This window comes from Enterobacter asburiae (assembly GCF_007035645.1).
Lineage (GTDB): Bacteria > Pseudomonadota > Gammaproteobacteria > Enterobacterales > Enterobacteriaceae > Enterobacter > Enterobacter asburiae_B.
Genome location: NZ_AP019632.1, coordinates 3,418,651 through 3,439,622, shown reverse-complemented (window position 1 = coordinate 3,439,622; position 20,972 = coordinate 3,418,651). Strand labels below are relative to the sequence as shown.

The 20,972-nt window shown below is 55.3% G+C and carries 20 protein-coding genes and 1 tRNA gene; 11 read left to right on the top strand and 10 right to left on the bottom strand.

Annotated features, from left to right (window positions below; translation table 11 throughout):
• Positions 1-65 precede the first annotated feature (65 nt).
• Positions 66-788: a UDP-2,3-diacylglucosamine diphosphatase gene (gene lpxH, locus FOY96_RS16475; RefSeq protein ID WP_143347447.1), complete on the bottom strand. Its 723-nt coding sequence runs from the start codon at positions 786-788 to the stop codon at positions 66-68.
• 3 nt (positions 789-791) lie between these two features.
• Complete coding sequence (gene ppiB / locus FOY96_RS16470) at positions 792-1,286, bottom strand: peptidylprolyl isomerase B (protein ID WP_023310635.1); 495 nt, start codon at positions 1,284-1,286, stop codon at positions 792-794.
• 174 nt (positions 1,287-1,460) lie between these two features.
• Here ppiB and cysS point away from each other — a divergent pair, with 174 nt between their 5' ends.
• Positions 1,461-2,846 (top strand): cysteine--tRNA ligase, encoded by a 1,386-nt coding sequence (gene cysS, locus FOY96_RS16465; protein ID WP_029741052.1) that lies wholly within the window; start codon positions 1,461-1,463, stop codon positions 2,844-2,846.
• Between the two features lie 89 nt (positions 2,847-2,935).
• Here cysS and FOY96_RS16460 read toward each other — a convergent pair whose 3' ends face one another.
• From FOY96_RS16460 to folD, 5 genes are all read right to left on the bottom strand, one after another.
• Positions 2,936-3,463, bottom strand: coding sequence for a metal-dependent hydrolase (locus FOY96_RS16460; RefSeq protein ID WP_039263988.1), 528 nt, complete (start codon positions 3,461-3,463; stop codon positions 2,936-2,938).
• 74 nt (positions 3,464-3,537) lie between these two features.
• The gene (malI, locus tag FOY96_RS16455) at positions 3,538-4,554 is read right to left on the bottom strand and encodes a Mal regulon transcriptional regulator MalI (RefSeq protein ID WP_023310638.1); all 1,017 of its coding nucleotides are present in this window, start codon (positions 4,552-4,554) and stop codon (positions 3,538-3,540) included.
• A gap of 86 nt (positions 4,555-4,640) precedes the next feature.
• Entirely contained in the window at positions 4,641-6,140 is a 1,500-nt protein-coding gene (locus FOY96_RS16450) for a PTS transporter subunit EIIC (RefSeq protein ID WP_029741054.1), read from the bottom strand.
• Between the two features lie 234 nt (positions 6,141-6,374).
• Complete coding sequence (ybcJ, locus tag FOY96_RS16445; RefSeq protein ID WP_023334767.1) at positions 6,375-6,587, bottom strand: ribosome-associated protein YbcJ; 213 nt, start codon at positions 6,585-6,587, stop codon at positions 6,375-6,377.
• A gap of 1 nt (position 6,588) precedes the next feature.
• Entirely contained in the window at positions 6,589-7,455 is an 867-nt protein-coding gene (gene folD, locus FOY96_RS16440) for a bifunctional methylenetetrahydrofolate dehydrogenase/methenyltetrahydrofolate cyclohydrolase FolD (RefSeq protein WP_008499332.1), read from the bottom strand.
• Between the two features lie 310 nt (positions 7,456-7,765).
• Between folD and fimA the strand changes: the two genes are divergently transcribed.
• From fimA to sfmF, 6 genes are all read left to right on the top strand, one after another.
• On the top strand, positions 7,766-8,329 hold the full coding sequence (fimA, locus tag FOY96_RS16435; RefSeq protein ID WP_023310641.1) for a type 1 fimbrial major subunit FimA: 564 nt from the start codon (positions 7,766-7,768) through the stop codon (positions 8,327-8,329).
• Between the two features lie 68 nt (positions 8,330-8,397).
• Positions 8,398-8,943: a type 1 fimbrial protein subunit FimI gene (gene fimI, locus FOY96_RS16430; RefSeq protein ID WP_023310642.1), complete on the top strand. Its 546-nt coding sequence runs from the start codon at positions 8,398-8,400 to the stop codon at positions 8,941-8,943.
• A gap of 34 nt (positions 8,944-8,977) precedes the next feature.
• Positions 8,978-9,670: a type 1 fimbria chaperone FimC gene (fimC, locus tag FOY96_RS16425; protein WP_032661434.1), complete on the top strand. Its 693-nt coding sequence runs from the start codon at positions 8,978-8,980 to the stop codon at positions 9,668-9,670.
• 14 nt (positions 9,671-9,684) lie between these two features.
• Positions 9,685-12,246, top strand: coding sequence for a fimbrial biogenesis usher protein (locus tag FOY96_RS16420; RefSeq protein ID WP_143347446.1), 2,562 nt, complete (start codon positions 9,685-9,687; stop codon positions 12,244-12,246).
• Complete coding sequence (gene fimH / locus FOY96_RS16415; RefSeq protein WP_033144826.1) at positions 12,239-13,246, top strand: type 1 fimbria D-mannose specific adhesin FimH; 1,008 nt, start codon at positions 12,239-12,241, stop codon at positions 13,244-13,246. Before FOY96_RS16420 ends, fimH begins: the two co-directional genes overlap by 8 nt.
• Positions 13,247-13,255: 9 nt before the next feature.
• Positions 13,256-13,777, top strand: a complete 522-nt coding sequence (sfmF, locus tag FOY96_RS23150) for a fimbria assembly protein (RefSeq protein WP_039263992.1) — start codon at positions 13,256-13,258, stop codon at positions 13,775-13,777.
• 51 nt (positions 13,778-13,828) lie between these two features.
• Here sfmF and fimZ read toward each other — a convergent pair whose 3' ends face one another.
• The 3 genes from fimZ to FOY96_RS16390 form a co-directional block, all read right to left on the bottom strand.
• Positions 13,829-14,461 carry a fimbria biosynthesis transcriptional regulator FimZ gene (gene fimZ, locus FOY96_RS16405; RefSeq protein ID WP_032661427.1) on the bottom strand — a complete coding sequence of 211 codons (633 nt, stop codon included), beginning with the start codon at positions 14,459-14,461 and terminating at the stop codon, positions 13,829-13,831.
• A gap of 800 nt (positions 14,462-15,261) precedes the next feature.
• Positions 15,262-15,990, bottom strand: coding sequence for a helix-turn-helix transcriptional regulator (locus FOY96_RS16395; RefSeq protein WP_048975481.1), 729 nt, complete (start codon positions 15,988-15,990; stop codon positions 15,262-15,264).
• A 24-nt stretch (positions 15,991-16,014) separates the two neighbouring features.
• Positions 16,015-16,713: an EAL domain-containing protein gene (locus FOY96_RS16390; RefSeq protein WP_069303766.1), complete on the bottom strand. Its 699-nt coding sequence runs from the start codon at positions 16,711-16,713 to the stop codon at positions 16,015-16,017.
• A 278-nt stretch (positions 16,714-16,991) separates the two neighbouring features.
• Here FOY96_RS16390 and FOY96_RS16385 point away from each other — a divergent pair.
• The 4 genes from FOY96_RS16385 to FOY96_RS16370 all read left to right on the top strand — a co-directional run bounded on the left by FOY96_RS16385 (position 16,992) and on the right by FOY96_RS16370 (position 20,972).
• A tRNA-Arg gene (locus tag FOY96_RS16385) sits at positions 16,992-17,068 on the top strand.
• Between the two features lie 102 nt (positions 17,069-17,170).
• Positions 17,171-18,001: a CPBP family intramembrane glutamic endopeptidase gene (locus tag FOY96_RS16380; RefSeq protein ID WP_143347445.1), complete on the top strand. Its 831-nt coding sequence runs from the start codon at positions 17,171-17,173 to the stop codon at positions 17,999-18,001.
• Between the two features lie 355 nt (positions 18,002-18,356).
• On the top strand, positions 18,357-19,373 hold the full coding sequence (locus FOY96_RS16375) for an iron ABC transporter substrate-binding protein (protein WP_039263996.1): 1,017 nt from the start codon (positions 18,357-18,359) through the stop codon (positions 19,371-19,373).
• A gap of 24 nt (positions 19,374-19,397) precedes the next feature.
• Positions 19,398-20,972: an ABC transporter permease gene (locus tag FOY96_RS16370; RefSeq protein WP_048976680.1), complete on the top strand. Its 1,575-nt coding sequence runs from the start codon at positions 19,398-19,400 to the stop codon at positions 20,970-20,972.

Here is a 20,972-nt window from a genome sequence, read left to right as displayed (position 1 = left end):
GGGCTGATTAAAATCGAAACAATTTGCCGATATTGTTCAAAAAAATAGAATGATGGTGCGAGAGGTTAAAACGGAAACGCGATCAGCTCCACGCCCTCTGGCGTGACTTTGACCATGGAGCCTTCGGTGTGCCAGGCACCTAATACCACGCGATGGGCCGGTTCGCCGTTGGCGATAAGGGAATGGACGTCAGGACGATGGGTATGACCGTGGATCAACCACTGAACGCCATGCTTTTCCATCACGCTCACCACGGCCTGCGGGTTCACGTCCATGATGGTCATGGATTTGCTGCTGTTGGCGGCTTTACTGCCCGCGCGCATTCTGGCGGCGATACGGTTGCGGACAAACAGCGGCAGCGCAAGGAACACCTTTTGGATCCACGGGGTGTGGACTTTGGCGCGAAACGCGAGGTAGCCGGTATCGTCGGTGCAGAGCGTGTCGCCATGCATAATCAGAACCCTGCGGCCATAGAGGTCGAGCACCTGCTCTTCCGGCAGCAGCGTCATGCCGCTTTCGCGGGCGTAGCGCTTGCCGATCAGGAAATCACGGTTGCCGTGAATGAAGTAGCAGGGAACGCCGGAATCCACGAGCGCGTGAATGGCGGCGGCCATTTCACGGTGCAGCGGGTTAGGGTCGTCGTCGCCAATCCAGGCTTCAAAGAGGTCGCCCAGGATGTACAGCGCATCGGCGCTTTTCGCTTCACCGCGTAAAAAACGCAGAAAACCGGCGGTTATCGCCGGTTCTTCTGCTTGCAGATGCAGATCCGCAATAAAGAGTGTCGCCACGAATTACTCGCTGACGGTCACGCTTGTAATCACAACGTCTTCTTTAGGAACGTCCTGGTGCATACCGCTGCGGCCAGTAGCGACGGCTTTGATCTTGTCAACCACGTCCATACCTTCAACCACTTCTGCGAATACGCAGTAGCCCCAACCCTGCAGGCTTTCGCCGGAGAAGTTCAGGAAGTCGTTGTCCGCCACGTTGATGAAAAACTGCGCGGTGGCAGAGTGTGGCGCCTGAGTACGGGCCATTGCCAGCGTACCGCGGGTGTTTTTCAGACCGTTGTTCGCTTCGTTTTTAATCGCTTCTTTGGTCTCTTTCTGGTTCATGCCAGGTTCGAAACCGCCGCCCTGGATCATAAAACCGTTGATCACGCGGTGGAAAATGGTGTTGTTGTAGAAACCTTCGCGGCAGTAGTCCAGGAAGTTTTTAACTGTTTCAGGCGCTTTGTCATCAAAGGTTTTGATTACGATATCGCCATGATTAGTGTGGAAAGTAACCATTTTTGCATCCTGTTCCGTTATTGTGGTACGTCGACCCGCGTTCGGGTCATCTATAGGGGCTTGTTATAGCATAACCACAGGATGCGATCACCTTGCATTGTGTGCTGCTTCGGGTTTGAATTACGGGTAGAATAGCCGGTTTTCAACCACACACGTGTTTACATGGAATCTTCGATGTTAAAAATCTTTAATACAATGACGCGCCAGAAAGAGGAATTTAAACCTATCCATGCCGGGGAAGTCGGCATGTACGTGTGTGGTATTACGGTTTACGATCTCTGTCACATTGGCCATGGCCGTACCTTTGTCGCTTTTGACGTGGTGTCACGCTACCTGCGTTTTCTGGGCTACACCCTGAAATACGTGCGTAATATCACCGACATCGACGACAAAATCATCAAGCGCGCTAATGAAAACGGCGAAAGCTTTGTTGCGCTGGTCGATCGCATGATCGTCGAAATGCACAAAGATTTCGACGCCCTGAATATTCAGCGCCCGGACAGCGAGCCGCGCGCGACCCACCATATTCACGAAATCATCGAGATCACCGAAAAGCTGATCGCTCGCGGTCATGCCTACGTTGCGGACAACGGTGACGTGATGTTCTCGGTGCCGACGGACCCAACCTACGGTTCGCTTTCCCGTCAGGATCTGGACCAGCTCCAGGCCGGCGCGCGCGTTGACGTGGTTGACGTGAAGCGTAACCCGATGGACTTCGTGCTGTGGAAAATGTCCAAAGAGGGCGAGCCAAGCTGGCCATCACCGTGGGGCGAAGGCCGTCCGGGCTGGCACATTGAATGTTCCGCGATGAACTGCAAGCAGCTGGGCAAGCACTTCGATATTCACGGCGGCGGTTCGGACCTGATGTTCCCGCACCATGAAAATGAAATCGCGCAGTCCACCTGCGCCCACGGCGGCGAGTACGTGAACTACTGGATGCACTCCGGGATGGTAATGGTTGACCGCGAGAAGATGTCTAAATCGCTGGGTAACTTCTTCACCGTGCGCGACGTGCTGAAGTATTACGATGCGGAAACCGTGCGCTACTTCCTGATGTCCGGCCACTATCGCAGCCAGCTGAACTACAGCGAAGAGAACCTGAAACAGGCGCGCTCGGCGCTGGAGCGTCTGTACACCGCGCTGCGCGGTACCGACAGGTCTGTTCCTGCTGCAGGCGGCGAAGCGTTTGAAGCCCGCTTTGTTGAGGTGATGAACGACGACTTCAACACCCCGGAAGCGTACTCCGTGCTGTTCGACATGGCGCGCGAAGTGAACCGCCTGAAGTCAGAAGATATGGCCGCGGCGAATGCGCTGGCATCCCATCTGCGTAAGCTCTCCTCCGTGCTCGGCCTGCTGGAGCAGGATCCGGACGCGTTCCTGCAGAGCGGTGCGCAGGCGGACGACGGTGAAGTGGCGGAAATTGAAGCGTTGATCAAAGCGCGTCTGGAAGCGCGTCAGGCAAAAGACTGGGCGGCGGCAGATGCGGCGCGCAACCGTCTGACCGAGATGGGCATCATTCTGGAAGATGGCCCGCAGGGCACCACCTGGCGCCGTAAGTAATTTTCCCCTCACCCTAACCCTCTCCCGCAGGGAGAGGGAATTGTTAGGTTTTCTCCCTCTCCCCGTGGGAGAGGGCCGGGGTGAGGGCATCAGCGCCCACGTTTCCTCCACCACAGCAACCCCATCAGCACGACTCCCGGCAGCCACACCCACAGCAGCTCCGACACGATCACCTGATGCCCGTACGGCGTGGTGTAGCGCGACAGCGCAAACGGCGCGACCTTAATCACCTGCCACGGCGCAAAGAAGCGTTCATCTGACCACGGCCACAGCCAGCCGACGCCTTTCCCGCCCGTGGTAATCGAATCCAGCAGGCTGTGCGACAGCAATGACACGGTTAAAAACAGCCAGCACCGCGTCAGGCTGGCCCGGAACCATCGTCGTCCAGTCAGCACGCAGAGTATCGGCACCACAAAGGCGAACAGCAGGGAGTGGGTAAAGCCGCGATGGCCGAAAACATTGCCGTACGCGACGCCGAACTTGAACGCCAGCACGTCGGCATCCGGCAGCATGGCGAGGACAATCCCGGCAAACAGCAGGCGGGGAGGAATCACTTTGGTTCCCAGGCCTAAGCCCAGACAAAGCGGAACAGCGGCGTGCGTAATAACGGTAGGCATTGCGATTATCCATGGCAAATCATGGAAATATAGCAGCAATCCCGCGCCGGCAGATCCGCGTCAAATTCTTATTTTTACGCCGACTCGCGCGCGATAAGCTGTCCGGAAAGCGTAATGCGCTGGGTTTGCAGCGTCGGCTCCTTCAGCGTGCGAATAATCAGCCCTGCAGCCTGACGCCCCGTCTCTTCGCTGGCTGACGAGACGTAGGTAAAGGACGGCGAGGTGAGGTTAACGTGGAGCATATCTTCGAAACCGACCAGCGCGACCTGCTGCGTCAAAAACACATCTTTACCCACCGTTCGTCCAACCTGATGAATACCGGAGATGGAGCCGATCATGGCATCCGGCGAGTGGCAGAGCAGGGCGGTGATGGTATTGTTTTTTTCCAGCAGCTGGCGGGTGGCGAAACCCGCTGCCAGGGTGTCATCGCTGCAGGCCGGAGAGTATTCATCGCGCCAGACCAGCCCGTTCTGCGTCATCGCGCTGCGAAAACCAAGAAGGCGCTGCTCGCGGATAAGGCAGCCTTCACGCCCGCCAATGTAGGCAATATTACGATGGCCGCGCTCGATAAGATAACGCACCGCCAGATTTGCCGCCTGGCGGTTATCGCGCATTACCAGATTGCATTTTTCATCCAGCAGCGACTGAGAGACCACCACCAGCGGCAGCGGGCAGCGGCGAATCTGCTCCGGCAGGGTGGAGGTGCGGGTATCCGAGGCCAGATAGATAACCCCGGCGACGCCCTGCTGCTTAAACGACAGCAGGCAGCGCTCAAGATGGTCATGGTCGTTCTGGGGCTGGCCGAGAAAAACCATATACCCCTGTTTTTCAAGATCCTGGACGATACTCGCCATCACCTTGATGGAGAAACTGTCGCTAAAGTCGCGGAGGATCAGGCCAATCAGATTGGACGTATTGGCGCGGAGGTTGGCAGCGGCGACGTTATGAACATAGCCCAGCGTATTGATGGCAGCGTTGACCTTCTCGATCGTTGCCTCTGAGATTTTCCCTTTCTGGCGCAAAACCAGCGAGACGGTTGAGACCGACACGCCCGCGTGCTTTGCGACATCAATAATGCTGACTTTCTTCAAAACCGCTCCCTGAAATTCACCGATTATCAGTCAGATACGACAATGCGTCTCCCAGACTACAGGAGACGCGTCGTTCAGGCATCTTATTATTTGCCGATCATGGTGGACATGGTCTGGGCGATAAACTGTGCTCTGGCACCGAATATCACCTGGATACCGTTGTCGCCGACGAAGACCACGCCGCGCGCGCCGAGTCCGTTCAGGCCGTCCTTATCGACCACCTCGCTTTTTGCCACTTCCAGGCGAAGGCGGGTGATACAGGCGCCGACGGAGTCGATGTTGTGCGCCCCGCCCAGCAGGGTGATGATCTCGGTCGCGAGTTCTGAATCAGACTTATCATCCGCGTTGGCGGTCACTTCAGTGCGGCCCGGCGTTTTCACGTCGAAACGACGGATCACAAAGCGGAACGTGAAGTAATAAATCAGACCCATTGGAATGCCGATGATAATCGCATTCAGGAAGTTGGTCTTGTAGCCGTTAAAGGACGGCAGGATCCCGAATGACAGATAGTCGATAAAGCCTGCGGAGAACGACTTGGCGATATGCGCATGCAGTAAATACATGGTCATGTAGGCCAGGCCCGCCATGATGGCGTTAAAGACGTACAGGATCGGCGCCACGAAGATAAAGGTAAACTCTACCGGTTCAGTGATCCCCGTCAGGAAGCAGGTCAGCGCCGCAGAGAACAGAATACCGGCCGCGATTTTCTTATTCTTCGTATGGGCTTCGTGATACATCGCCAGGCACGCGGCGGGCAGCGCGAACAGCATCAGCGGGAATTCGCCCTGCATGAATTTACCGGCATTCTGGTAGGTGTCGCTGCTGAAGGACTTCACTCCTTCTTCCAGCATCTTGAACCAGATCGTCTGGTCGCCGTGGATCACCTGTCCAGCCTGGGTGGTGTAATCCCCGAACGAATACCAGAAGGACGGATACCAGATGTGGTGCAGGCCGAGCGGGATCAGCGCGCGCTCTACCAGACCGAAGATAAAGGTCGACGCCGCCTGATTATCGCCGTTCACCACCACGGAGAGCGCGTCGATACCGGCCTGGATATGCTGCCACACGTACGGCAGCAGCAGCCCCATCAGGAACGACAGAAACGCCGTTGCAATGGCCACGAAGCGCTTGCCGGAGAAGAAGCCCAGAAACTCCGGCAGCTGCATGGTGTGGAAGCGGTTATAGCACCAGGCCGCGAGAATACCGCAGATCAGGCCGCCGAAGACGCCCATCTGCAGCGTCGGGATGCCGACCACCATGGCGTATTTCCCACCCTGGGAGGCCATTTCCGGCGTGATGCTCAGCACGGTGCTGATGGTGATATTCGTGACAAACACCGACACCGCCGCAGACAGCGCCGCGATGCCGGATTCTGACGCCAGACCCACGGCGGAGCCAATGGCAAACAGCATCGGCAGGTTATCAAAAATAACCCCGCCCGCGTTCATCATCAGCGGCAGATGGAACTTATCGCCGAAGGCCAGCAGCAGGCCCGCAGCGGGAAGCAGTGAAATTGGCAGCATTAAGGCGCGACCAATCATCGATAACTTAGACAGCGATTTAACAAACCCTGATATCAGACTCATGCTGATTTCCCCCGAGTAGCGCTTTCTTGGCGCTGTTATTGTAAGTAGAACGTTTTAGTAGAACGTTCTACTTATCGTGGGCAAAGAGTGAAAAACGCGCAACAGAATTTTCATGTTTCAACAGATGAAATAGTGATTATTTGAAGTTGATCGATAAATAACCGCGATGGGTGTGAGGGGATTTTATATCCCCTCTCCCTGTGGGAGAGGGTTAGGGTGAGGGCATAATACGGCTCAGGCCGTAACGGTTACGCTCTGTCCTTCAAAGCTCACGGTCTGACCCGCGACAATCTTGCAGCGCTTGCGCGTTTCTACCACGCCGTCAACTTTTACCAGCCCGTCGGCGATAACGATTTTCGCCTGCGCGCCGCTTTCGCTCCAGCCTTCCAGCTTCAGCAGGTCGCACAGCTCAACGTGCGGGTGTTTACCTAATGAAAAAGTCGCCATCTTACGCGTCCTCTACGTCGTGATATTCTTCGCACGCCTGCAGCGTATTCTGAATCAGCGTTGCTACGGTCATCGGGCCTACGCCGCCCGGTACGGGGGTAATGTAAGACGCGCGCGCGGCGGCATCTTCGTACACCACGTCGCCGACCACTTTGCCGTTTTCCAGACGGTTAATCCCGACGTCCACGACAATCGCGCCTTCTTTGATCCACTCGCCCGGAATAAAGCCCGGCTTGCCGACCGCGACGATCAGCAGATCGGCGTTCTCGACGTGGTGACGCAGGTTTTTGGTGAAGCGGTGGGTCACGGTGGTGGTGCAGCCCGCCAGCAGCAGCTCCATGCTCATCGGGCGGCCCACGATGTTGGACGCACCGATAACCACGGCGTTCAGACCGTAGGTGTCGATGTTATAGCGCTCCAGCAGCGTCACAATGCCGCGCGGCGTGCACGGGCGCAGACGCGGCGCGCGCTGGCACAGGCGGCCAACGTTGTACGGATGGAAACCGTCCACGTCTTTATCCGGCGCGATACGCTCCAGCACCTTCACGTTGTCGATACCCGCCGGCAGCGGCAGCTGAACCAGAATACCGTCGATCTCTTTGTCGGCATTCAGGGTGTCAATAAGTTCCAGCAGCTCTGCTTCGCTGGTGGTTTCCGGCAAATCGTAAGAGCGGGAGACGAAGCCCACCTCTTCACACGCTTTGCGCTTGCTGCCGACATAAATCTGCGATGCCGGGTTGCTGCCAACCAGCACAACGGCCAGCCCGGGGGCGCGTTTTCCGGCAGCTTTACGCGCCTTCACTTTTTCCGCGACCTCAGAGCGCACCTGCTGCGCAATCGTTTTACCGTCAATAATCTTTGCTGCCATCAGAGAGAAGATTCCGTCTGTAACGTTTGAAAGGGGGGATGGCGTGTATTTTGTCAGAAGCGAGCGTCGCTGTCAGTCACCCTTTACGCGTTTTTATCAGTGAGACGCAAAAACCCTTCTTAAGGGATGGTCAATTTCTTAGGCGGGATTAGGATGTGACCTGGCGAAATGGCAGCGTTTTGACATATTTAAAAAACGCGTCCTGAGCTACTTTGTCTCCTCCGAAATAAGCTTTCAATTAATCAATTGAACGTATTTCTTATTCCCGATTATTCGCGGGAAGGGTTATTTACATTTTAAAGGAATAGACATGAAACTCAGCAACATTGCTTCTACTGTTATTGCTACTTTGGCCCTGGTTGCAGGTGCCGCAAATGCAGCAGATCCTGCTGCGCCGGTTTCCGTAAATGGCGGTACCGTACATTTTAAAGGTGAGCTGGTTAATGCGGCTTGTTCAGTAAATACTGATTCTTCCGAGCAGACCGTTAATCTGGGTCAGTATCGCACCGCGAAATTTACCAAAGTGGGCGACACCACCTCTAATATTCCATTCAACATTGAACTGAATGATTGCGATCCGCTGGTTGCCAAAACTGCCGCTGTTGCGTTCACCGGTCAGATCGACCCAACCGACAAAACCCTGCTTGCCGTGACTTCCGGTAACAACGACAACACCGCAAAAGGCGTGGGTATCGAGATCCTCGACAGCAAATCCAGCGTTCTGACCCCAGACGGCGCGACCTTCTCTGCTGCGCAGACGCTGATCGAAGGGACCAACACCCTGAAGTTCACCGCACGTTACAAATCAACGGCTGCCACCACTGAGCCAGGCCAGGCAAACGCTGACGCCACCTTCGTAATGAAATACGAGTAATTCCTCCGCACAGGGATGTTCAGGCCTCACGGACGAGGCCCGTCATACGCTAATGCCAGGAACGAAGGATGACAAGGACTGGAACACTACTGCTGTTAACCCTTGCGATGGCTTGCCCGGCATCGGCGCATACCGTGGTGATCGAAGGTGGCAAGGTTCATCTCAGAGGTGAACTGGTGAACGGCGGCTGCGCCGTGGCGCCAGACAGCCAGAATATGCGCATCGACATGGGGCAGTACCGAACCAATTCATTTTCCGGTGTGGGCAGTTTTTCCACGGTTAACGTGCCTTTTACCGTGCGGCTGCTGGACTGCAGCGTTGATGTTTCGCGCACCGTGGGGATCCAGTTTCAGGGCGTGACGCCCGCAGAAGATCCGCAGGTCTTTCTGGCGACCTCGCGGCCGGGTGAAACGCCCGTCAGCAGCGGCGTGGGGCTGGCGCTTTTTGACGAACAGCAGCGTCAGATTATCCCAAACGCCACGGCCGTCAGCTGGCTGCCGATCGATACCCGCGAGCTCGCGTTCCATTTTAGCGCCCGCTATCGGGCTATTTCCGAACACCTCGAGCCAGGCAAAATTCAGTCGGATGTCTGGTTTACGTTGATTTATCCATAACACCTGCGAACACATTATTAAAGGTACGGTTGTGATGAATACCCTAATTAAACCAGGACTTTTTTTATCGTTTATTTTGATGATGGTTTCTGCCTGCGCAAATGCTTCCGGCGGTATTGCGCTGGGGGCCACGCGCGTTATTTATCCCGCAGAGGCGAAGCAAACGTCGCTGGCGATCACTAACAGCAACAAACAGGAACGCTATTTAATTAACGCGTGGATCGAAAATGCGAGCGGGCAAAAAGAAAAAACCTTTGCCGTCACTCCGCCCCTGTTTGTCAGCGAGCCGAACAGTGAAAACACGCTGCGTATTATTTACGCCGGGCCAGCGCTGCCTGCCGATCGCGAATCGCTCTTTTACATGAACGTGAAGGCGATCCCGTCGGTGAATAAAGCGAAAACGGAAAACAATAACGTGCTGCAGCTGGCGATCCTCTCACGCATCAAGCTGTTTGTGCGCCCGAACAACCTGGCGATGCAGCCGGAAGAGGCGCTTTCCCAGCTGCGGTTTGAGCGCGCGGGCAGCCATCTCAAAGTCAGCAACGCTTCCCCGTATTACATCACCCTCGTCAACCTGAAGCTGGGCGGGCAGCAGCTGGATAACCTGATGGTTGCGCCGAAAAGCTCGGCTCAGCAGGTGCTGCCAGCCGGTGCTGGCGGTACGCTTTCCTGGCAGAGCGTGAATGACTACGGTGCCATCACCCCGGCGCGTAGCGTCAACCTGTGAGCAGAGTCAGGTCGATGAAAAACCACCAGGGACGTTACTGCCCGGTTGCACTGGCGCTGATGGCTGCGCTCTGGCCGCAGGCTGGCTGGAGCGAAAGTTATTTCAACCCGGCCTTCTTGTCGGACGACACCGCCAGCGTGGCGGATTTGTCGCGTTTTGAACAAGGACACCAGCAGGCACCCGGCGTTTATCGCGTGGATATCTGGCGTAACGATGAGTTTATCGGTACCCAGGACGTGCGTTTCGAGCAGGCCGAGAACACGCCGCCGGTGGCGGGCGGTTTGTCGGCGTGCATTACGCGCGCGATGCTCGATCGCTTTGGCGTCAACGTCGCGGCGTTTCCCGAGCTGGCTAAGGTGCAGGGCGACACCTGCGTTCCGTTGACCACGGCCATACCCGGCAGCGAAACGGTATTCAATTTTGCCTCTCAGCGTCTGGACGTCAGCCTGCCGCAGGTGGCGTTGCAAAACAGCGCACGGGGCTACATTCCGCCTGAACAGTGGGATGAAGGCATTCCCGCTGCGCTGGTGAACTACAGCTTCACCGGTAACCGGGGAAGCGAAGACGACAGCTATTATCTGAACCTGCAGAGCGGGTTGAACTATGGCGCCTGGCGTTTACGTAACAACGGCGCATGGCGGTACACGCAGAATAACGGGCAGCGGCACAGCGAGTGGCAGAATATTGGCACCTGGGCGCAGCGCACCGTCATCCCGCTCAAAAGCGAACTGGTGCTGGGCGACAGCAATACCGGGAATGACGTCTTCGACAGCATGGGTTTTCGCGGCGGGCGGCTCTTCTCGTCTGACAGCATGTACCCGGACAGCCTGCAGGGCTACGCGCCGACCGTGCGCGGGATCGCCCGTACGCCAGCCAAAGTGGTGGTTCGCCAGAACGGCTACGTTATCTATCAAAGCTATGTCCAGCCGGGCGCATTTGCGATTACCGATCTTAACCCGACCTCCTCAAGCGGTGACCTGGAAGTCACGGTCGAAGAGAAAGACGGCACCCAGCAGCGCTATACCGTGCCGTACTCCACCGTGCCGCTCCTGCAGCGTGAAGGGCGCTGGAAGTATGACCTCGTTGCGGGGGATTACCGCAGCGGTAACAGCGATCAGGATACGCCGTTCTTCACTCAGGGCACCCTGATTACCGGTCTAGCCAACGGTTACACGCTCTACGGCGGGACGCAGCTGGCGTCACGCTATACCGCGGTGGCCGTCGGGGCCGGGAAAAACCTGGGCGACTGGGGCGCGGTCTCGCTCGATATCACCCACGCCCGCAGCCAGCTCGCGGACGACAGCAGGCACGAAGGGCAGTCTCTGCGCTTCCTCTACGCGAAATCCCTTAACGGCTTCGGCACTAACTTCCAGCTGCTGGGCTACCGCTACTCCACAAAAGGGTTTTACACCCTCGACGATGTCGCCTGGCGCTCAATGGAGGGCTATCAGTATGCCGATAGCCAGAACGATAACGATGTGCCGGACGTGCAGAGCTATCACAACCTGACGTGGAATAAAAAAGGCCGCTTCCAGCTCAACGTATCTCAGTCGCTGGGGGACTACGGCTCGGTCTATATCTCCGGTAGCGAGCAGACCTACTGGGGAACAGACGAGACGAACCTCTGGTACCAGCTGGGCTATGCGGGCGGCGTGAAGGGGATCAACTACTCCGTCTCGTGGTCGTGGAACAAATCCGTGGGGATAGACGGCACCGATCGGATCGCGTCGTTTAACGTCTCCGTGCCGTTCAGCCTCTTTACCCGTCAGGGCTATCGCCGGGACAGCGCGATTGACCGCGCCTACGCTACGGCATCCGCCAGTCGAAACAGCGACGGCGACACAAGCTGGCAAACCGGCGTCAGCGGAACGCTGCTGGAGGATCGCAACCTGAACTACAGCGTGACCCAGGGACACGCCAGCACCAACGGCGGAAGCGGAAGCGCCAGCGCCAACTGGCAGGCGACCTACGGCACGCTGGGCGTGGGCTACAACTATTCCCGCGACCAGCACGATCTCAACTGGCAGCTCTCCGGCGGGGTGGTCGGCCACGCCGACGGCGTGACCTTCAGCCAGCCGCTGGGCGACACCAACGTGCTGATCAAAGCGCCGGGAGCATCGGGCGTCAGTATTGAAAACCAGACCGGCGTGAAAACCGACTGGCGAGGCTACGCGGTGATGCCGTATGCCACCGTCTATCGCTACAACCGCGTGGCGCTGGATACCAACACCATGAGCAACAACACCGATATCGAAAACAACGTGAGCAGCGTGGTGCCGACCAAAGGCGCGCTGGTGCGCGCCAGCTTTGATACCCGCATTGGCGTGCGCGCCCTGCTGACGGTAACGCGCGGCAACCAGCCGGTGCCGTTCGGCGCGGTGGTGCGTGAGACCAAAAGCGGCGTCACCAGCATGGTGGGGGATGACGGACAAATTTACCTGAGTGGGCTGCCGCTGGAGGGCGAACTGCTGATCCAGTGGGGCGACGGGGCGCAGTCCCAGTGTCGCGCACCTTACAGCTTGTCTGAACAGAGCCTGCAACAGGCAATCACACTTAAGGGGATCGGCTGTGATTAAAACTCAACTCTTTGCCTTGTCGCTGCTGGCGTTACTGCCCGCGACAAACGCATTAGCGACCGTGTGCGTCAATGAAAAAGGCGTGCCGACGGAAGTGCATTACGACCTGACGGATAAATTCAACAGCTCGAATAACCAGATTGGGCAGGTCGTGACGCTCAGCGAGAAATCGCAGTGGGTAGGGGTGAATGCCGTCTGCCCGAAGGGCACGACCGGGAATACCACCAAGCGCAGCTATGTGACTGATTATCCGGTAACAGGAACGAGCGATGGCTATCAATATCTGAAGCTTAACGACTATCTGGACGGGGCGATGAAAATCACGGACAGCTATGCTGGCGTGTTTTACCCGCCAAAAAGCTATATCCAGATGGGGAGCCATCCTAACGTCTCCAAAAACAAACCGTTTGGCGTTCAGGACTCCAGCCTAGTCTTCCGTCTTAAGGTGACCCGGCGTTTTATCAACATGGTGGTGATCCCGCGTGCCACCATGTTCCGCGTTTACGTCACCACTACCTCTTCCGATCCGTTAACCACGCCGGTCTATACCATCAGCTACAGCGGAACCATTCAGGTGCCGCAAAGCTGCGCCATCAATGCCGGTAACGTGGTGGAGTTTGATTTCGGCGACATTGGCGCCTCCTTGTTCAGCAAGGCGGGCGTGGGTAACAAGCCGGAGGGGGTCTCATCGCAAAGCAAAACCATCGCCATCAAATGCACCAACGTGGAGGCGAACGCCATGCTGACGATGCGGGTCGAGGCGGAAAAAGTCTCTGATAATGTGCTGGTGTCGGATAACCCGGATGTGGGGTTCATCATCGCCAACGAGAGCGGGGCGCCGCTGACACCCAACAACCTGACGAGCAAAATTCCGTTCCGCCTCGACGACAGCGCGCAGGCGCAGGTCGGGATCCGGGTCTGGCCGGTGAGCGTGACGGGCAATAAGCCAGCGGAAGGGCGCTTCACCTCGCGCGGGTATTTGCGCGTGGATTACGACTAAGGAGCCGATATGCGAAACAGGATCCGTTTTCTCACCGTAGCGCTCTTTGCGCTTTGCACGCAGGCTCAGGCGGACACCGCGTTGGGCGAGATTAACATTCGGCTCTACGGCAATATCGTCGATTTTACCTGCGTTGCCGAGGGCAGCGACAGCGACAAGGCCGTCCCGCTGGGCACCTGGCCCACGAAACAGCTCAGCACCACCGGGAGCCGCACGCAGCCGATGCCGTTTACGCTGAAGCTGACCGGCTGCCCGCCGGGCGCGGCGTCCATTACGTTTTCGGGTAAAGCCGACGGAAGCAATAGCGGCCTGCTGGCGCTGAATGACGCCAGTACTGCAAGCCATGTCGCCGTTGAGATCAGGGATGCGGATAAAACGCGGCTGGCGCTTCAGCAGGCCAGCCAGCCGGTCTCGGTTGATGCGCAGGGAAATGCGATTCTGTCATTTTATGCCAATTATATTGCCACTGCCGATAACCCTCAGCCCGGACGGGCTGATGCGGATGCCACCTTCATGATTAATTATAATTAGCACTGACCGCACTCCCTGCAGCTCAGATAAGCTGCAGGGAGTGAATTCAGGTTATAGCAGCTCGTGGGCTTTAGCGTAATCAATTAATTCCACGATGCTTTGCACACCCAGCTTGGAATAAATATTGGATTTGTGCGCGCTAATGGTCTTGTTGCTTAATAGTAGCTGTTCAGCAATTTCCTTGTTGGATAATCCATTCGCCAGATACCGTAATACCGTGACCTCGCGATTCGATAATGGCATATCTACTGCCATCCCTTTCCCGGAACCCAAATGGTTTATAAAGTTCAACGTCTCTGACGGGAAAAAGGAATAGCCCATCAGAATCATTTCTACGGCGTTGTAGATCTCACCCAAATCTTTTCGTTTACTGACGAAGCCATTTGCCCCGGCGCGAATGGCGCGACCTGCGTAAAACAACTCTGATTTAGACGAGAGGAACAGAACCTTAATGTTTTTGTTTAAGTTCCTGATTCTCTTCAGTAAAGAGAAGGCATCCGTGCCCGTGAGTTCAATGTCAAGGATCACCAGATCGATAGGGTGATTGCGGATACAGTCAAGGACTTCATGGCTATCGCCAGACTTGAGCTTGACTGTGATATTCTTATTTTTCTGTAGCAGGACTTCTATCGACATTCTGACGATAGGATGTTCGTCCATAATGATAACGGATGCCGGTTTCATTTTTAATGCCTCAGATTGTTAAAAGCGTTATGCAGAGTTTGGTAAAACTCTCGAAATGCCGGAAGGATATAATGTGCAGATCCCTATACCGTAGTATTTCCCTGGAAAGAGCGAAAGCATCCTTGTTTACGTAATGAAAAGAACTATGCCTCAGCGCGGTCATCTCATTAGGCTGGTGTTGGCAAAAAGGTTTTTCTTATTCATATTTGATACGCATCTTATTATACAGGGTAAGTTTTTTCCGAAAACCCTGTAAATTAATGTGAGGGTATTGGTTTGTATTATCTTCTGGATCTTAATCGCTATTTTTTTAAATTTAGCGGAAATATCCTGTTATCTCATTTACCGCATATTTTCATCTTTATGTAATAACAAAAAATAACAGATATCTCTGTATGTTGATTAATTGTTAACAAAAATACGCCTCTTTGAAAGGGACGAACCCGCAAAAGTGAGGTTAAAAATTGCCCTCGCAGGCCGTCTGACCTTCATCTGAAAGTGCTTGCGCCGATCCGGATAACGGCGTCTGGTGCACAGGAGAACGTGCTGCCCGCTTTGCTTTTTACTCCTGGCAGTTGTCGCTAAGCTGCTTGTTTTTACATCATTATCATCTTGTTAACGCCTTCTGCATTCGCTTAACGGATGGAGGAAAGTGCTGCCGTTCCGCTAATCTGTGGCATTTCACAAGGTTCACGCCCATGAATTAGGAATAGTTATAAATTCGATTTTATTGTTAAAAATTAACATTTACGCAACGCAAGTGGTAAGTAAATTCTTAAACCGCTTTAGGAAATAAGGGGTTAGGAGGTGAGTGAAAACGTGCAGTCTGAGAGGTTATTAAGAAGATGCAGCAATTCCTGGCGATGGCTTAGCCCCAGCTTCAGCAGGATGCAGCTGAGACGATAGATAATGCGGCTATAGGGGCGATTCTGCATAAGGGCAATCTGACGCAATGTCTTGCCCCGGGATAGCTCCTGCAGAATGGGCCATTCGTTGCGCGAGAACCAGTCTTTCTCGGTTCCCGGCGGAGGGAGGGGATCCTGCAGGCTGTGCTGGAGCGCGGCGGCGTTCAGCTGACGTTCGAGCACATGAAAGGGACCTGCCGCTTTGCAGAAGAGGCGGGTGTCGTAATTATCGGCCCGGACCAACAGCCAGGGCGTCAGGAACGGAGGAAACAGGCTATGCCGTCTCAACTGATCCAGTTTCTCCAGAAGCCCCGTGGATCGGCTTTCAATATCCACGACCAGACGGGCTGAGGGCCACTGCGTCTGAGCGATAAGGGCGTCGTCCAGCGTGGCGTAGTCGCAGCAGCTGCTCAGGGGAAACTGCCCGTGGAGAAAACCGGTGCGCAGGTAGTGATCCTCCGTCACCAGAAGGATAAACGGGGCGTCGGTTTTGCGGGGCTGGCTGATGGACTGGCTCAAAAATTCGAGCCGGTCGAAAAAGGGGGGAGCAAAAGGTGAGCGCGTAAATCCCAGTGCATCACTTCCTGTACGCCGCCGCCGGTAACGGCGCACTGTCATTCGCATGGTCTCCCTCCTGGAAATGGCTTTTTAATCCTCCGGCCATGTCCAGGACGGCCAGTAATATCCCTGGCCGAGGTCTGCGCCTGCCTGCAGTGCCCAGGTACGATCGCGTTCAGTCTCAATACCTTCAATAAGCACTTTCCCGGCAAGCTGAAAGCAAAGGGAAACCAGTTGCCTCAGCGCAGGGGTGTCGCGTAAACGCCAGAATGCTTCCTTATCTATTTTGATGCCGCTTAACGGGAGTCGGCAGGATAAAAACGACTGCACTGTGACGTCATCCACGTCATCAAGCCAGATAGCGTGTCCCTGTTTGCAAAGTTGCCGCAAATTTTGAACGACATGCTGCTTCTCTACGAGGGAAAGCGCCAAAAAGGACGCGAGGTCGACAATCTCAATATTGAGCGGCATGCCTGGCAACCGGATAAGTCGCTGAAAAGACGCGGGCTCTGTCAGGACGGTTATCGGCAGATTAATAAAAAGATTATGACCGTGCGGCGTATTTTTTAACGCGGCAAGCTGCGCTTCAAGCAGCGTTATCGACCACTCTGCGGAGCGATCGCAAAAAAAGTTCTCGCTGTCCCGCGTGTCGGACAGAACGCTAAGGACCTCCACGCCAACCTGGCGCAAGGAGGAAAGGGCGACGATGGGCTCAAGCTTAATGCCGACGATGTCCTGAGAAATGTACTGTAACCGGGGGGGCGTATCGATCAGGTTTTGCGCTGTCACTCCATTGTCCTGTTGTCTGTCAGCCTCCAGGCGGCCGGGATACCTGACTCTAGTGTGACGAGCTGACGGTCAGGAAAACAGCAGGCGTTACTTAAATGCAACTAAGCCTTTTCGCAGCGCTAAATTTTACGGTGAAACAGGACGAAATGTTGAGAAAATAGCCGTATTTACAATCGGCTAGCGGTAATTGGCCCTGAAAACGGAAAAGGCATTGACTCACCTGCCATTGACCGTATAATTCTTCGCGTTTCACCACCGCGAAGTACACGCATATCAGTGCGCCCTTAGCTCAGTTGGATAGAGCAACGGCCTTCTAAGCCGTAGGTCGTAGGTTCGAATCCTACAGGGCGTGCCATTTCATTTCATAGAGTTACGCCTCTTTCACATCCTCCTGATTTCCGTTGTGGGACATATTTGGGACATCGCCCCTAAAATTTACCGGTCAAGAAGGACATTTATGTGGTATCTACTCGCAACTTCGCTTGCCGCACTCTCCCTTAATAAAAGCCTGGCTTACCTGATGCTGGGATTAACGGCATTTCTGGGCTGGAAACAGGGCATTCTTGACGCCCCGGCGCTGCTGGTTATTGCATCAATCGTTGTTGGCTGGTCTGTTGTTGAATGGCTACGTAATAAAAATAATAAATATACATATCTGGTCGAAGGCCTGTGCGTGGCCATCGCCGTTGCCCTGGTTTTGCATCTGATCCCGGGTTTTCATAACCCCAAAGTGCTGGATGCTGTCGTCGTAGGTCCGCAAAGCATACCGTTCAGTATGTACTTTAATATGGACAAGGCAGTGGTGCCGTTCTTTTTAATTACGTGCATGCCAACGTTATTCGTCGCAAAACCCCTCTATAAAGCGGGCAAGGTCGGCTGGGGAATATTGGTTCTTGCGATACCCGCGCTGTTACTTCTGGCTGTTGCGTTGGGCGGACTTAGAATTGAGCCGCATGCGCCAGAATGGTTCGCTCAATTTGCCCTTGCGAATATTTTTTTCGTCTCTTTGGCTGAGGAAGCCTTGTTCAGAGGCTACCTGCAGCAACGCTTGTCCCGGATTATTCATCCTGTTGTCGCGCTGTTGATTGCCTCAGTCATCTTTGGACTGATGCATTATAGCGGCGGTTTACTACTGATTATTTTTGCCAGCCTCTCCGGCATTATTTACGGCCTGGCGTGGATGTGGAGCGGCAGGCTCTGGGTTGCAACGTTATTCCATTTTGGGCTGAACTGCGTGCATTTATTGTTCTTCACCTATCCTATGTATGCCCCTCATGCGGTTATGTGATGCTTTTTAAATTAGTCGCCTTATAAATTTAGCGACCTCCGGATAAGCATAAAAAGCCCCGCAAGATCGGGGCTTTTATATCTGCCGGGCGCATGAATAACAGATTTACCTTCGCGTCATAATGAATAGAAGGCTAATGAATTTCACTGTAGGCAGGCTTAAGGTTTTCTTAATCTAAAAATTATCTCTCATTAAAATTTGGATTTTTATCATTCTAAAATCTGCTAAAAAGAAATTTTACACTTTTACGACTAAACTCGATTGATACTAATTATCATTAGCGTTGTTGTATGCTTTAATCCTGTCCCACAAAGCTATGAGTCGTTAATCCCGTTGGTCTATAAAGGATATGTTCATGAATTCTCGCCTGCTGTCCTGCTTCTCGCTTGCCTTGTTGTCTTCATCCCTTTTCCTTTCCACACAAGCGGTTGCCGCTGATAACAACGAAGGTATCGTTGTTTATAACGCGCAGCACGAAAACCTGGTGAAGTCGTGGGTTGACGGTTTTACCAAAGAAACCGGCATTAAAGTCACTCTGCGTAATGGCGATGACAGCGAGCTGGGTAACCAGCTGGTTCAGGAAGGCAGCGCGTCACCGGCAGACGTGTTCCTGACGGAGAACTCGCCTTCAATGGTGCTGGTGGATAACGCCAACCTGTTTGCGCCATTGGATGCAGACACCCTGAAGCAGGTACCGGCAGAATATCGTCCGGCGCACGGCCGCTGGATTGGCATCGCGGCGCGCAGCACGGTGTTTGTGTATAACCCGGAAAAGCTGAATGAAAAGCAGCTGCCTGAATCGCTGATGGATCTGGCAAAACCCGAGTGGAAAGGCCGCTGGGCGGCATCACCGTCAGGCGCGGATTTCCAGGCCATCGTGAGCGCGATGCTGGCGCTGAAAGGCGAAAAGGCCACGCTGGAATGGCTCAAGGCGATGAAAGCCAATTTCGTTGCCTATAAAGGCAACAGCACCGTGATGAAAGCGGTCAATGCCGGTCAGATTGATGGTGGCGTGATTTATCACTACTACCGTTTTGTCGATCAGTCCAAAACCGGTGAAAACAGCAAAAACACCCAGCTTTACTACTTCAAACACCAGGATCCGGGCGCGTTCGTGAGCCTCTCTGGCGGCGGCGTGCTGGCGTCCAGCAAACACAAAGCGCAGGCGCAGGCCTTCATCAAATACATTACCGGTAAAGAAGGCCAGGAAAGCCTGCGGACCAACAACGCCTTTGAATATGCCGTGGGCGTGAACGCGGCCTCAAACCCGAAACTGGTCCCGCTGAAAGATCTTGATGCGCCGAAAGTTGAACCTTCAACGCTCAACAGTAAAAAAGTTATCGAGCTGATGACGCAAGCCGGCCTGCTGTGATCCTGAGAGTGAAGTGAACGTCTTATGTCTGGTCTGAGTCTCGACATCGGAAAAAACAGAGTGCAGGAGCCTGCCCGCAGGCGTCCTGCACTGCCGATGGTTGCGTTAGCTGTGTTGTTTTCATTAATGGCGCTTCTGCCTTTGGGTTTTATCATTGCCATTGGCATTGAGACCGGCTGGGAAACCATTAAGGCGCTGGTGTTTCGCCCGCGTGTTGCTGAGCTGCTCAGCAACACGCTGTGGCTGACGGCTTTAGCGGTTCCGCTGTGTATCGTGACGGGCGTGGCAATCGCCTGGCTCACGGAGCGCACGCAGCTTGCCGGGCGAGGGATCTGGTCCGCACTGGCGGTCGCCCCGCTGGCGATCCCCGCGTTTGTGCAAAGCTACGCCTGGGTGAGCGCTGTCCCGTCCATGCACGGGCTCTCCGCGGGCGTGTTCCTCTCGGTTCTTGCCTACTATCCGTTTATCTATATGCCGGTTGCGGCGGTGCTGCGTCGCCTTGACCCGACGCTTGAAGATGTCGCCGCTTCGCTGGGTACGCCGCCGTGGCGGGTCTTTTTCCGCGTGGTGCTGCCCCAGCTTAAGCTCGCTATCTGCGGCGGCGCGCTGCTGGTGGCGCTGCACCTGCTGGCGGAATATGGCCTGTACGTGATGATCCGCTTTGATACCTTCACCACGGCAATTTATGACCAGTTCCAGTCTACCTTCAGCGGCCCGGCGGCGAACATGCTGGCGGGCGTGCTGGCCTTGTGCTGTCTGGCTATATTAATGCTGGAGGGCGTGACGCGCGGAAAAGCACGCTACGCGCGCATTGGCGCCGGGGCCGCGCGCGAGCAGAAACGCTGGCCGCTGAAGCCTGCGGCCGCCGCGCTGGGCCAGCTGTTTTTCATCGTGCTGATCGTGCTGGCGCTGGGCGTGCCGTTAATTGTCCTGTGTCGCTGGATTTGGCTCGGCGGCGTGCAAAACTGGATGAGTGCCGATCTCTGGCACTCCCTGCGCCAGACGCTGATGCTCGGCGTGGGCGGCGCGCTTCTGACGACGGCGTGCGTGATCCCCATCGCGTGGCTCGGTATCCGCTATCCGCACCGCATCTTCCGGATGCTGGAAGGGTGCATCTATATCACCAGCTCGCTGCCGGGCATCGTCACGGCGCTGGCGCTGGTCACCGTCACCATTCACTACGCCCGTCCCATTTACCAGACGGAAATTACCCTGTTCCTTGCCTACCTGCTGATGTTTATGCCCCGTGCGCTCATCAACCTGCGGGCGGGGATTGCGCAGGCGCCGGTCGAACTGGAGAACGTGGCGCGCAGCCTGGGCAGCACGCCCGCGAAGGCGCTCTGGAGCGTCACGATGCGGCTGGCCGCGCCGGGTGCGGCGGCGGGGGCCGCGCTGGTTTTCCTCGGCGTCAGCAACGAGTTGACCGCCACGCTGCTGCTCTCTCCGCTGGGCACGCGCACGCTCTCCACCGGATTCTGGGCGCTGACCAGTGAAATTGACTATGTGGCCGCCGCGCCTTACGCGATGCTGATGATCCTGATTTCACTCCCGCTGACCGCCATTCTCTATATGCAGTCGAAAAAAATTGCAGGGCTATGA

Excerpts from the sequence above, each read along its gene's own strand:
- ppiB (WP_023310635.1), bottom strand. The coding sequence starts at position 1,286 with ATGGTTACTTTCCACACTAATCATGGCGATATCGTAATCAAAACCTTT.
- cysS (WP_029741052.1), top strand. The coding sequence starts at position 1,461 with ATGTTAAAAATCTTTAATACAATGACGCGCCAGAAAGAGGAATTTAAA.
- FOY96_RS16460 (WP_039263988.1), bottom strand. The coding sequence starts at position 3,463 with ATGCCTACCGTTATTACGCACGCCGCTGTTCCGCTTTGTCTGGGCTTA.
- FOY96_RS16450 (WP_029741054.1), bottom strand. The coding sequence starts at position 6,140 with ATGAGTCTGATATCAGGGTTTGTTAAATCGCTGTCTAAGTTATCGATG.
- ybcJ (WP_023334767.1), bottom strand. The coding sequence starts at position 6,587 with ATGGCGACTTTTTCATTAGGTAAACACCCGCACGTTGAGCTGTGCGAC.
- folD (WP_008499332.1), bottom strand. The coding sequence starts at position 7,455 with ATGGCAGCAAAGATTATTGACGGTAAAACGATTGCGCAGCAGGTGCGC.
- fimA (WP_023310641.1), top strand. The coding sequence starts at position 7,766 with ATGAAACTCAGCAACATTGCTTCTACTGTTATTGCTACTTTGGCCCTG.
- fimI (WP_023310642.1), top strand. The coding sequence starts at position 8,398 with ATGACAAGGACTGGAACACTACTGCTGTTAACCCTTGCGATGGCTTGC.
- fimC (WP_032661434.1), top strand. The coding sequence starts at position 8,978 with ATGAATACCCTAATTAAACCAGGACTTTTTTTATCGTTTATTTTGATG.
- FOY96_RS16420 (WP_143347446.1), top strand. The coding sequence starts at position 9,685 with ATGAAAAACCACCAGGGACGTTACTGCCCGGTTGCACTGGCGCTGATG.
- sfmF (WP_039263992.1), top strand. The coding sequence starts at position 13,256 with ATGCGAAACAGGATCCGTTTTCTCACCGTAGCGCTCTTTGCGCTTTGC.
- fimZ (WP_032661427.1), bottom strand. The coding sequence starts at position 14,461 with ATGAAACCGGCATCCGTTATCATTATGGACGAACATCCTATCGTCAGA.
- FOY96_RS16395 (WP_048975481.1), bottom strand. The coding sequence starts at position 15,990 with ATGCGAATGACAGTGCGCCGTTACCGGCGGCGGCGTACAGGAAGTGAT.
- FOY96_RS16380 (WP_143347445.1), top strand. The coding sequence starts at position 17,171 with ATGTGGTATCTACTCGCAACTTCGCTTGCCGCACTCTCCCTTAATAAA.
- FOY96_RS16375 (WP_039263996.1), top strand. The coding sequence starts at position 18,357 with ATGAATTCTCGCCTGCTGTCCTGCTTCTCGCTTGCCTTGTTGTCTTCA.
- FOY96_RS16370 (WP_048976680.1), top strand. The coding sequence starts at position 19,398 with ATGTCTGGTCTGAGTCTCGACATCGGAAAAAACAGAGTGCAGGAGCCT.